Here is a 12,464-nt window from a genome sequence, read left to right on the forward strand (position 1 = left end):
ACTTCAAATTATAGCTAGCAGCTACCTGAGAGAGTGTGTGCAAAACCAAATCGATAGCTTGCGTGCTCTAGCGCGTGAATCAACGACACATCGAAAGCAACTTGCGCTGCAAATCATGCCGGCGCCGGCACAGCGTGTCTTTGAGCTATTGCCCTTACTTTTGCATTACCACCACCCCTCGTTACCTGGCTTTTTTGCTGCGGCGGTTCCCTCAGGCATCCATTGTTTTGAAACTAGTGCCCGACACTATATCTATTTAAGCCAACATTTCACCTGCAACCCAGAACCATCAGTTAAGAGTGAGATTCTAGGCCTCTATTCTATGGGCTCGACAGCGTCTTTAGGCCAAAGCGTTGATAGTGATTTAGATATGTGGGTATGTCACGCTGATGATTTACCAGCTCACCGTGTCGAATTACTCGCATCAAAGTGCGATTTAATTAGTGAGTGGGCGCAACACCAAGGTGTTGAGCTAAGCTTCTTTATGGTCTCAGAGCAACAGTTCAAATCGGGAGCAATTAGCCAATTGTCCAAAGATAACTGTGGTAGCGCTCAACATCTACTGTTGCTTGACGAGTTCTATCGCACCGCTTTACCCCTAGCAGGCAAACAATTGGTTTGGCATTGTGTACCTGCAGAGGCTCAAGGCAATTACGATGCGTTTGTTGAACAACAGTTCGCCACCGGTATTTTTAATGATAAAGAGTGGCTCGATCTTGGCGGGCTCGATCAGATCCCAGCTGAAGAATACTTTGGTTCGGCCTTGTGGCAACTTTATAAAGGTATTGATTCGCCTTATAAAGCAGTGCTAAAAACCTTATTGATGGAAGCCTACTCTGCCGACTATCCCAATACCAAAATTCTAGCGGTACAACAAAAAGAGTTGGCTCAAAACGGTTCGGTTGGTGACCTCAATCACGATCCTTACTACTTAATGCTTGAAACAGTTACCTCTTACTTAACCCGCATTGGCGACCAAGCTCGTCTTGACTTAGTCCGTCGCTGTTTCTTCTTGAAAAACAAAGAGATTATGGTTTTGCCCCAACGCGGGCAACGTAAATGGCAACAACAGTTTATTTACCAACTCATCGAAAGTTGGGAATGGGATCAAGATAAAATTAAGCATCTTTCTCGGCGCTCACATTGGAAAGCGACCGATGTCAAAAAGGCCCATGCTGAATTAATCGACGCCCTAATGTTAAGTTATCGAAATCTGATCCGCTTTGCCCGTCAAAACAACATTAGTGAGTCGATTAACCCCGAAGATATAGGCATTTTATCGCGAAAATTGTATGCCGCTTTTGAAAGTCTTCCTGGGAAAGTCACTCTGATCAATCCACAGATTTCGCCTAATCTGAACGAAAGCGATTTAAGCTATATTCACGTCCCCGATAACCATAGTTGTCGTGCTGGCTGGTATTTATATAAGCAGTCCATGGGCAGTACACAAATGATAGGCGAGAAAGCGCTGGAGCATAGTCCTTACCTAAGCAAGCTTGTCGCTTGGAGTTATTTCAATGAGCTATATAGTCCTGTAAGCAGGTTACACATGCACGCCCCTACTCGTGCTATAAGTCCCCAAACATTGGAACGTTTTTGCAATGATTTAAAACAAGCCTTCCCTGTGAATTACCCGAGTGCCAGTAACATTGCATTGACTCGTCCCTGCGAAATTCGTCATTTAGGTATTTTCATTAATTTTGAAAAGGATCCTACCGCCTCTTGGGCAGGCAAGGTCATTGAGTTTGACGCTCATACTACTGACGTTTTAGCCTTTGGTCGTCAGCAAGATTGTTTAATCGAATCTATTGATTTGGTGTATCGCAATTCTTGGAATGAAATACGCACGCTAAACTTTGACGGACCCAGCTGCGTAGTTGATGCCTTAACCACAGTGATGGGTAAAATGCATCGCGATGCGAATGCCCCAGATCATATCGACGTCTTTTGTTATAGCCAGTATTTCGATGACTTGATTGAAAAACGCTTTCGCCAGTTGTTAGTCGAATGCATTGAGCATCGCCTACACCTGCAGAATCAGAAAGTCGTTAAGACCCTGGTACTAGGCAAAGACAAGTATGGTATTTTCTTCGAAAATCGTGGGGTTACGGTTAAGAAACTCGAAAATGCCATTGAGTTCTACTCGCAGATCTCAAACAATAAGTTACAGCGCTTACCTCTACAACTAAATGCCGGTGACCGTAAAAATATTCCTGCAATCGTTGATGCACAAGCTAGTGAAGGCTTAGTCCAATACTTCTTCGAAAATCACGATACTGGTTTTAATATCTATATTGTAGACGAGCAAAACAGAGTTGAGGTATACCAAGACTTTGACGGCAGTAAAGAAGAATTAGTGCAGGGTATTAATCGCTTTTATACGTCGTCGCGCGAGCAATATGGGCAAAAAGAATCAGCGATCAATTTCAATTTGCCCCAATTCTACGACATCGTTATGTTAAATCATCGTGAAGCCGTAGAACCCTATCGTAGTGAAAGCAACCAACGCGCGAGTTAGTCACGCAAGTTCAGTCTATTTTTCGGGCCAAGCACTTGGCTCATGTTTAACTTTAAACCACCACTGTTCATCAGCAACAATTTGGCCTTCGTCATTAATTTGAGGATATGCCAGACCTTTACGCCGACATGCCTTAGTATAAATAGGATGTCCGCCCTCAAACAAAATTCTATTTTGTTCCTCGACACTTAAACGACAAGGCCCTTGGTACATGCCTGCGATTTCGCGCTGACGCTGTGCTTCGTACATGATCAATGCCGAGGCAACTGAAACATTTAGCGACTGCACCATTCCAACCATCGGTACAATAATGTCTTGGTCAGCTAGAGCTAATGCTTCTTGGCTGATGCCGTCCTTTTCTTGGCCCATGAGTACAGCGGTAGGTTTCGTATAATCAATACTTCTAAAATCAACCGCAGTTTCAGACAAATTGGTTGCTAAAACCTGCATACCTTGTGACTTGAGAGTCGCCACTGCGTCAGCGATGTTGGCATGAGGTTTGACTTGAACCCAGTTTTGGCTACCCATTGCAGTGCCACCAGAAAGCTTAGACTGGGCATCAGCCCAAACCACATGTGCTTCACTGACTCCAACCGCATCGCAAGTACGAATAATAGCCGAGAGATTATGCGGTTTATGCACACCCTCCATACATACGGTTAAATCGGGCTGACGCTGACTTAGCATCAATTGGATTCGCTCGAAGCGTTCTGGACTCATAGTATTCTCAATATTGAACGATATGTTACTAATTACGTTGTCTAAATACTCGCAGCACATCTGGCATCACTCGGATTTTCTTCATGATTAACGCTAAATGCACACGACTATGTGTCGTAATTTGTAAATCTACGGTGTATACGCGACCTTCTTTCTCTTCAGTCACGATATTAGAAATGTTGGCGCCAGTACTGGCCACCACGTTGGTTAGATTAGCTAAGATCCCTTGGTGATTTACGAGGTCTACACTAATTTCTGTTTTGTATTCGGCTTCAGCATCGGCATCTTGAGACCAATTAACACCGATATAACGGTCAGGTTCTTTTTGATAACCATAAATATTTTTACAGCTCTCAATATGCACCACCAAACCTTTACCGGGGCTAATATGTGCCACAACAGGATCGCCAGGGATAGGACGACAACAGTTCGCATAGGTTAACAACATGTCCTCAGCTCCCTGAATCGCGATACTTCGGTTTCCGTTGTCATTGGTCAATTGATCTGAATTTCCTAGCAAGCGCCGCGCAATAACGATGCTCATTGCGTTGCCCAAGCCAATTTCAGCTAAAACATCATCGATAGTAGTGGCTTTTAAGTCTTCAACAACTTGCGCAACGTTGTCGGGTTCTAGTTCATCAATTGATACATCACCTAAAGCGTGATTTAAAAGACGTCGTCCAAGCGAAATAGACTCTTCACGACGTAAGTTCTTAAGAATTTGACGAATTTTCCCGCGTGCTTTCCCCGTCACCACAAAGTTTAACCAGGCAGCATTAGGCCGTGCACCCGGGGCAGTAATAATCTCAACCGTTTTACCGTTGCTCAAGGCTTTGCTTAATGGGTAAGGCTGACGATTAACGCGCGCACCGACGCAGGCATTTCCGACATCGGTGTGCACCGCATATGCAAAATCAACCGCGGTGGCACCGACTGGCAACTCAATGATGCGCCCCCGAGGGCTAAAGACATAGATTTCGTCTGGGAATAGGTCGGTTTTTACGTTCTCAATAAACTCAAATGAACTACCAGCACTTTGCTGCAACTCAAGCAGGCTTTGCATCCAACGTTGAGCTCGAATTTGGGCAGTGGTGCCTGGAGTTTCATCAGCTTTTTTATAAGTCCAGTGGGCTGCCACACCTTTATCAGCCATTTGATCCATATGTTCGGTACGTATTTGTACTTCAACAGGAACCCCATGTGGACCAACCAAGGAGGTATGCAGGCTTTGATAACCATTGGCTTTAGGAATAGCGACATAGTCTTTAAAGCGGCCCGGACGGGGCTTATATAAGCTATGAACCTGGCCAAGTACGCGGTAACACGTATCTAAATCTTCAACTTTGACCCGAAATGCATAGATATCCATGACCTCATGGAATTGCAGTTCTTTGTTGACCATTTTTTTGTAAATACTATAAAGGTGTTTCTCACGACCACTCACAACACCTTTTATATTTGCATCACTAAGACGGCCTTCGATTTCATCTTCAATGCTTAAAATAAGCTCTTTACGATTGCCGCGAGCATTTTTTACCGACTCTCGTAGAACTCGATGACGCATAGGATATAAGGCTTCAAAACCGAGCTCTTCTAGCTCATTCTTTATATTGTGAATACCTAGTCGATTTGCGATGGGAGCGTATATATCGAGTGTTTCTTTAGCGATACGACGCTTTTTATCGGGTCTTAGTGCGCCAAGAGTACGCATATTATGGGTACGGTCGGCAAGTTTTATCAAGATCACGCGGATGTCTTGCACCATCGCCATGATCATTTTCCGAAAGTTTTCGGCCTGAGCTTCTTTTTTATCGCGAAACTTAATTTTATCAAGCTTACTCACACCTTCAACTAAGTGAGCAATTTCATCTCCAAATTGCTCACTTAGTTGTTCATAGGTTACCGGAGTATCTTCGATGGTATCGTGCAGAACGGCGGCGGCAAGCGTCTGATGGTCTAGGTTTAGTTCAGCGAGAATTCGTGCTACTGCTAGTGGATGGGTGATATAAGGCTCACCGCTGCTTCTAAATTGTCCTTCGTGTGCTTCTTTACCAACAATATAGGCCTGACGAAGTATCTCTACCTGAGATTCGTCTAAATAGGTGCTGGCAATTTCTCGCAAACTTTCAAACAAATACAATGCTGCTTTCTCCTTAAAAGACCCAAATTCGAACTAAAATATAACTAAGCCGTCATTTTATACCAATTACTAAAATTAGATGTCGATATTTTTGACTTAAATGACATGCACTTAGTGGCGATGAGCCGAGTTATAGTTTTGATTCTGATTGGTACCACTATGTCGCGACTAGCTGACAAAGGCAATAAAGAAAGGAACTTACTAAAATTGCTCGCACTGATGACCAGTGCGAGTAACGCTATAAATCAACGATTAGATTTATAGTCGGCGATCAGCTATTGCTGCAACAGCTGCAAACTCGGCTGCATCACGCTCTTGACGTTCAACTTTATCCTGAGCGTCCATTTCTTCTGTGGTGATCAAACCTTGCTCAATTTCGCGTAAAGCGATAACTGTTGGTTTGTCATTGTCCTCGTCTACTAGAGGCTCTTTACCTTCGACCGCGATTTGACGAGCGCGACGCGACGCGATTAACACTAAGTCAAAGCGATTGCCTACCTGCTCGACTGCATCTTCTACTGTTACACGTGCCATGCACTACTCCGTTGAATCAAAATGACGCAAGATCCTACTTGATCTGTGGTCAATATACTAGCAAAAATATATCTTATCACCAATGCTAAATACTAGCGCTGACTTTAAGTCCTAAACCCTTCTTTGTAAGAATCATTGATGTCCTAACAAAGTCTTGAAACTAAAAGCATTAGTTAACACTGACTTACTATTGGTCACCTAACAAGTCAGTAATTGTTTTCGCTTGCGCTAGTCGTTGGTGCGTGTAACGAAGACGCTGAGCAATAACGATTGCTTGTAATTGATTAACTGCCTCGTCGAATACTTTATTGACGATGACGTAATCAAACTCATCAAAATGAGACATCTCACTATGCGCTTCTTGCATGCGTTTAGCGATAACATCTGCACTATCTTGTCCTCGCATATGCAAGCGTTGTTCAAGCTCATGTCGACTTGGCGGTAAAATAAAGACTGATACGGCTTCAGGCATAAGCGCTTTAACTTGGCGAGCGCCTTGCCAATCAATATCCAAAAAGACATCAATACCTTGGCTTAAGCAGCTTTCAATAGTGGCTCGAGAAGTACCGTAGTAGTTGCCAAACACTTGGGCGTATTCAAAAAAATCGTTCTGGGCAATCTTGGCTTCAAAACTCGCGTGGTCAACAAAATGGTAATGAATACCATCTTCTTCTCCAGGACGAGGCTCACGAGTGGTATGCGAAACCGAAACCTGAGCAGGATACTTACGGTTACGATTGAGATACGCGCCAATCATACTGGATTTGCCAGCGCCACTTGGGGCGGCAACGATATACAGAGTGCCAATAGCCATTTAATGTTTAGTGTTTGAACAAATAAGGCGGCATAGACTAGCATTTTTTTAATTAAAGTGCAGTTACAAACACAGATCTCAAATCAAGCGATTGAATTAATTGCCTGTATATACCAAGCTGTTTTTTAAAGGCATAGATTTAGAGGTTCAAGGATGAAGAAACTCGACAAAGATAGCTATGAAAAAGAACTGGAGCGTTTACAAACCGAATTGGTAAAACTGCAGCAATGGGTAGTCACTCATAAGTTGAAAGTAATGGTTGTTTTTGAAGGTCGTGATGCCGCAGGTAAAGGTGGCGTCATTAAGCGAATCACTGAAAAACTAAATCCTCGAGTTTGCCGGATTGCAGCACTGCCGGCCCCCAACGAGCGCGAACGCAGCCAGTGGTATTTCCAACGCTATACGGCTCATTTTCCTGCCGCAGGCGAAATCGTTTTATTTGACCGCTCTTGGTATAACCGAGCAGGGGTCGAAAAGGTAATGGGCTTTTGTAGCGAAGAGGAATACCAAGATTTTCTACATGCCTGCCCGGTTTTTGAAACCCTGCTCATTCGCTCCGGCATCATTTTAGTAAAGTATTGGTTTTCGGTATCCGACGAACAACAAGAAAAGCGCTTTATGGAACGGATTAATAATCCGATTAAACGCTGGAAGTTCAGCCCAATGGATTTGGAGTCCCGCAGCCGTTGGGCTGAATACTCAGAGGCCAAAGATCAGATGTTCCTACATACTGACACCAAAATAAGCCCTTGGTGGGTGGTTAACTCTGATAACAAAAAGCGAGCAAGGCTTAACTGTATTAGTCATCTGCTCACACAAATTGACTACCAAGAGCTCGAACAACCAGAAATTGAGCTGCCAGAGATAAACAAAAAGGGTTACAAACGAGCGCCTATAGAAGAGCAAAGCTTTGTTCCGGAGTTGTTCTAAATCCTAAACTTATAGCAATGACTCAATCGCTTTAAGTTCAGCTAAGGTATTAATATTACTGAACACCGGGGCGGCATCTTTGAAGGGCTGCTCTTTGAACTGGTGTTTTTTTATAAAGTACCCCACTTTACGCTCGCCTTTAGCTAGAAAGCTGCGTAGTTCGTCAACAACGCTGCGATGCATAACATTAAACACCGGCTGCATTCGTCCTTCATATTGCGCCACAACAATTTGTGTTTGGGCATCAAGGCTCGAGCACATTAACTCGACATAATTGTCCGGCAAGCACGGTACATCACAGGCCACAAAACCTAAGTATTGCTGCTCGGGATACGCATCAAAAGCTGCCAACATACCGGATAGCGGCCCCTCATAGTTTTGATTATTATCGCTAAAGCTTGGGGCTAATCGTTGGTACTGCTCCATCTGAGTATTAGCATTAATGACAACATCAACGCCTTGCGCCTGTAACTGATCGATAATATACGTAATCATCGGTCGATGGTTTAGCTCAACTAGGCCCTTTTCTTGACCTAACATCCGCGTTGCTCGGCCACCAGCAAGTACCACCCAAATCATCTTTTCTTGCTTATTCGCCAACATTAAATACGACCTGTTGTTTTAGAAGAACCACCAATAAATATCAAATTGGCATCAAATGGTAAGTTTTTATAACTGTCTAAACTATAATCAATTTAGGAATGCGACTTTCCGTATTGTTTAAAACAAATACTAGCTTGGAGTACACACATGCGTTTACTAATTCTTTTGCCGCTTATATTTAGCAGCCTAAGTTTTGCCGCTGATATTACCATCAAGGGAGATGGGATAGAACTGAGCAAGGATTGCCTTCGTTTAAGTGGTGACAATGTCTCGATTAAGTCCGAGGAATGTAGCGACTCAAAAAACAAAAACAAAGGAAATAACGACAATCGCAGCGTGCATGGAGATGATAACCCAGGCAAGGGTAACAAAGATAAAAACAACAAAAAGAACAAGTAAGCTTATGCAGCTTAAAACGGCAGCATGGCGCTGCCGTTTTAAATTGCGCTAAATCAAAATAGCCGCAACTAACCAATATGAAAGTAGCGTTATCACCACAATTCCCACCAAATTGAGTGCGAAACCAGCTTTGACCATTTGCGAGATATGTAACTGACCCGAGGCAAATACAATACTGTTAGGCGGCGTAGCTACAGGCATCATAAACGCGCAACTGGCAGCAAGTGCGGCGGGCACAACCAATAACAAAGGGCTGTCTCCCATAGACAAAGCGATAGGCCCTAACAAAGGAAGAAAACCGGCAGCCGTAGCAGTATTGCTAGTGACTTCGGTTAAGAAAATAATCGCTGTTGTGACAATCGCTATCACAGCGAGTAACGGTAGATACGCTGTATTGCCTAAACTAGCCCCAATAAAGTCTGCCAATCCAGAGCTCTTAATTTGAGCGGCTAAACTTAAGCCGCCGCCAAACAGCATCAATACTCCCCAAGGCAATTTTTTGGCGGTGTCCCAGTCCATAACCATCACTTGATTACGCCAATCGACAGGAATTAGAAACAGACTAACCGCAGCTAACATGGCTATGCCGGTATCACTAATGGCTAAACCGCTCACAGAGGCAATGAGCGGCCGGAATATCCAGCCTAAAGCGGCACAGACAAACACCACCGCAACTGCTTTTTCGGCAAAGCTCATTTGCCCCAGTCCGCTAAGCTGTTGCTGCAATATATCCTTGGAGTGACCTTGGCTTTGGCTGGGAAGTTTGTAATTAATTTTAGTCAGCCAAACCCAGGTGATGCTAAGCATAATGACCGATAAAGGCAGGCCAACTAACATCCACTGGCCAAACCCCAAGTGAATATCGTAGCTATCGGCCAAATAAGCCGCTAATAAGGCATTAGGTGGAGTTCCAATTAAGGTCGCCAGCCCGCCAATACTGGCTGAATAAGCAATACCCAATAACATCGCAGCCGAGAAGTCCGATTGTTCTTCCCCCTTGGACATCATACCAATAATAGATAAGCCAATCGGAAGCATCATCACCGCGGTTGCGGTATTGCTCATCCACATGCTTAAAAAAGCGGTCACCAACATAAAGCCACCAACTTGTTGCGCTGGTTTGTCACCAACAGCAATCATAGTTGCTAAAGCAATACGTTTATGTAAATTCCAGCGCTCCATAGCTAGGCTTAAAATAAAGCCTCCCATAAATAGGAAAATCAAAGGATGTGCAAAAGATGCTGTAGCACTCTTAATGCTGGCAAGCCCTAATAGAGGCGACAGCACCATCGGTAAAAATGAAGTCACAGGGATGGGCACCGCTTCGGTCACCCACCATATCGCCATCAAGGTTGCTAATCCCATCGTCCGCCACGCCGCTGGCGACAAACCTTCAAATGGTGCTGGAGCGATTAAAGTAAGTAACAAAACCAAAGGACCTAAAACGAGGCCAACGATCTTAGTGGTATGTTGGTTATCATATTTGGGATGAGTAATTTCAGGCATGGGTCAACGCTCCTTGAATCGGGAAACATCTAGTAGGCATATTTAAATTGTGGTTATTTTAGTAGGCCACGAACCTTAAGCCTTTCCTATACGACCAAAGTAGTAGCCAGGAATATCGATTCGCTAGTCCGCAATTTCATTCAATACTTAAAAATCCTTTGACGCTAACCTGCTAATCAATCTTGCCCCTTATCTTAAGGATTTCTTATGGAGCTTCAGCTGCTAGCTATGGTCAGTTTTGCTTTTGTTGGCGCTATATCGCCCGGACCGGTTAACCTGATTGCAAGCCATAGCGCTGCACAATATGGAATAAGGCCAGCATTCCAACATGTTATGGGGGCATCAATTGCCTACGCCTTAGTGGTACTTATTTCAGGTTTATTATTACAGTCGATAGGAAAGCTATTACCTCAGATCGCAATCTACATGCAAATTGGAGCTAGCTTGTTTCTACTGTATTTAGCGTATCAAATCCTGCGTAGCACTCACCGCACACAGTCCAATCAGTTAACCAAAACTCCCAATATGACAAGTGGCGCGGCACTACAATTACTTAATCCCAAAGCGTGGTTAGTTGCTATGTCGGGTGCTAGCTTATTTGTGATAAACGCCGCCCAACCTAGACAAGCCTTGCTTGTATTTAGCCTAGTGTCGCTGGTGATCTGTGTTCTGGGAGTTGGGTCTTGGGCGGGCGCCGGTCATTTAATCGGCAAATACTTGCAAAGCGTGCGTCAACAACTGATATTTAATCTAAGTATGGCTGCATTACTTTGCGCCTCGGTACTCAATATGTGGATAAGCTAGGAAACCAAATGCAACATGACGCTAGTGTCGACTTTAAACAAAGTCTCATTTGTCCTCAAATAGAGCTGCGTAAAGCGTGGGCATCGACGGCCTGCTACCACGCACATTCCCATGACGAGTTTTCGTTTGGCTTAATTGATCAAGGTAGCGCTTGTTACATCAATGGGCAGCGGACTCATCAAATCAAGACCGGCGACTTAGTGACTATAAATCCGAATGACGTGCATAGCTGCAACCCAGAGCAAGGGTTTTGGTCGTATCGAATGTTATTTATTGATACCCAATGGCTTGGTGGCTTACAACAAGAGTTGTTTAACCGCCAAGACCAAGATTATTTTCAGTTTTTAAATGATTTTGAAAGCAGTCGCCGGCTCAACTATTACTTTGATACGCTGGTGAGCAGCATTGAAGAAGACAATAGTGCCTTAGACATAGAAAGCAATCTCTTGTCTTTTTTAGAGCACTGTTTTGCCAGCGAAGTGACGCCGATAGAAACAACAAGCTTACCGGTACTTAGCCGTGTTAGGGACAAGTTACTCGACCAAATAGACTGTAATCAGCAACTGGTAGAGCTGGCACAAGAAGCGGGGTTAAGTCGCTATCAATTAATCCGTAGTTTCAAACAACAATATGGATTAAGTCCGCATGCCTATTTGCTCGATGAACGTATAAAACGCTCAAAGCAGATGTTAAAAAATGGCGACACCATTATCGATATATCAACCCGCTTAGGTTTTGCCGACCAAGCCCACTTTCAACGTCATTTCAAAAGCCGCTTAGCCACAACCCCAAAAGCCTATCAGTCGTATTTTCTTTAAGCAGCAAGGCTTGTTGTACGCACACTAATCAGTGTGACGACTCGTTTCAAAGCAGGCTTGTAACAGCAGCTTAATTTTCTGCGAGCCCATGGCTTGCATCAACTCAATATTGCGCTGTGGTATACCTGCAACATCTGGGTGGGAATCAATAGCACGCTCTAAGCTGCTTTCACGAATCAAATGCAACATAGGATAGGGGGAGCGGTTGGTATAGTTATCCGGGTCATCAACTTGGCTGCCACCAAACTGATAATCTGGGTGAAAGCTTGCCACTTGTATCACCCCGTCCAGCTCCATGCTTATAAGCAGCTCATCAACCAGAAACAAGAATTGGTTGTAGTCAAAGAAGTGGGTCAACACCAAGGGATGGATCAGCAAGCTAGTTTCGATCGCTTGGTTTTGCAGCACCCTTAATAGCTCAGCTTCAAGATCTTCAAGTAAGTCTTGCTCACTAGTCGCCTCACTGACCACCAAAGCAAGACGATTGTTCACCACCTCTCGTTTGGCAAACGGGCACAAGTTCATGCCCACAACAAAGGTGTCGACCCAGTTTTGGGTAGCTTGTCTTACCGCTTTAAATTCACCTTGCTTCACTTTTTACCTACTATAAATTGAACAGCAACAAACGATAGTGTGCCTGCTTCTTACGCATTATAACTAGAGTTGGAGATTTACTTT

Annotated in this window: 12 protein-coding genes; 5 read left to right on the plus strand and 7 right to left on the minus strand. The window is 44.0% G+C overall.

Going from position 1 to position 12,464, the window contains the following annotated elements:
• The first annotated feature begins 37 nt into the window (after window positions 1-37).
• On the plus strand, window positions 38-2,518 hold the full coding sequence (locus DBZ36_RS00240) for a class I adenylate cyclase (protein ID WP_120352915.1): 2,481 nt from the start codon (window positions 38-40) through the stop codon (window positions 2,516-2,518).
• Window positions 2,519-2,533: 15 nt separating this feature from the next.
• On the opposite strand, the gene trmH is transcribed toward DBZ36_RS00240, so the two are convergent.
• The 4 genes from trmH to gmk form a co-directional block, all read right to left on the minus strand.
• Complete coding sequence (trmH, locus tag DBZ36_RS00245; RefSeq protein WP_120352916.1) at window positions 2,534-3,238, minus strand: tRNA (guanosine(18)-2'-O)-methyltransferase TrmH; 705 nt, start codon at window positions 3,236-3,238, stop codon at window positions 2,534-2,536.
• A gap of 28 nt (window positions 3,239-3,266) precedes the next feature.
• Window positions 3,267-5,378, minus strand: a complete 2,112-nt coding sequence (spoT, locus tag DBZ36_RS00250; protein WP_120352917.1) for a bifunctional GTP diphosphokinase/guanosine-3',5'-bis pyrophosphate 3'-pyrophosphohydrolase — start codon at window positions 5,376-5,378, stop codon at window positions 3,267-3,269.
• A 258-nt stretch (window positions 5,379-5,636) separates the two neighbouring features.
• Complete coding sequence (gene rpoZ, locus DBZ36_RS00255) at window positions 5,637-5,912, minus strand: DNA-directed RNA polymerase subunit omega (RefSeq protein WP_120352918.1); 276 nt, start codon at window positions 5,910-5,912, stop codon at window positions 5,637-5,639.
• A 187-nt stretch (window positions 5,913-6,099) separates the two neighbouring features.
• Complete coding sequence (gene gmk / locus DBZ36_RS00260; protein ID WP_120352919.1) at window positions 6,100-6,726, minus strand: guanylate kinase; 627 nt, start codon at window positions 6,724-6,726, stop codon at window positions 6,100-6,102.
• Between the two features lie 153 nt (window positions 6,727-6,879).
• Between gmk and ppk2 the strand changes: the two genes are divergently transcribed.
• Entirely contained in the window at window positions 6,880-7,656 is a 777-nt protein-coding gene (gene ppk2, locus DBZ36_RS00265; RefSeq protein WP_120352920.1) for a polyphosphate kinase 2, read from the plus strand.
• Between the two features lie 9 nt (window positions 7,657-7,665).
• Here the strand turns inward: ppk2 and mobA are convergent, their stop codons facing one another.
• Window positions 7,666-8,259, minus strand: coding sequence for a molybdenum cofactor guanylyltransferase MobA (gene mobA / locus DBZ36_RS00270; protein WP_120352921.1), 594 nt, complete (start codon window positions 8,257-8,259; stop codon window positions 7,666-7,668).
• Window positions 8,260-8,406: 147 nt separating this feature from the next.
• On the opposite strand from mobA, the gene DBZ36_RS00275 reads away from it, so the two are divergent.
• Window positions 8,407-8,658 (plus strand): CG2 omega domain protein, encoded by a 252-nt coding sequence (locus DBZ36_RS00275; RefSeq protein WP_120352922.1) that lies wholly within the window; start codon window positions 8,407-8,409, stop codon window positions 8,656-8,658.
• Between the two features lie 48 nt (window positions 8,659-8,706).
• Here DBZ36_RS00275 and DBZ36_RS00280 read toward each other — a convergent pair whose 3' ends face one another.
• Window positions 8,707-10,164, minus strand: a complete 1,458-nt coding sequence (locus tag DBZ36_RS00280) for an SLC13 family permease (RefSeq protein ID WP_120352923.1) — start codon at window positions 10,162-10,164, stop codon at window positions 8,707-8,709.
• 207 nt (window positions 10,165-10,371) lie between these two features.
• Here DBZ36_RS00280 and DBZ36_RS00285 point away from each other — a divergent pair, with 207 nt between their 5' ends.
• On the plus strand, window positions 10,372-10,968 hold the full coding sequence (locus DBZ36_RS00285; protein WP_120352924.1) for a LysE family translocator: 597 nt from the start codon (window positions 10,372-10,374) through the stop codon (window positions 10,966-10,968).
• Window positions 10,969-10,976: 8 nt separating this feature from the next.
• On the plus strand, window positions 10,977-11,786 hold the full coding sequence (locus DBZ36_RS00290; protein ID WP_120352925.1) for an AraC family transcriptional regulator: 810 nt from the start codon (window positions 10,977-10,979) through the stop codon (window positions 11,784-11,786).
• Window positions 11,787-11,810: 24 nt separating this feature from the next.
• Here the strand turns inward: DBZ36_RS00290 and DBZ36_RS00295 are convergent, their stop codons facing one another.
• Complete coding sequence (locus DBZ36_RS00295; RefSeq protein ID WP_233558061.1) at window positions 11,811-12,380, minus strand: DUF1415 domain-containing protein; 570 nt, start codon at window positions 12,378-12,380, stop codon at window positions 11,811-11,813.
• Window positions 12,381-12,464: the final 84 nt, after the last annotated feature.

Source organism: Alginatibacterium sediminis (assembly GCF_003610775.1).
Taxonomy (GTDB): domain Bacteria; phylum Pseudomonadota; class Gammaproteobacteria; order Enterobacterales; family Celerinatantimonadaceae; genus Alginatibacterium; species Alginatibacterium sediminis.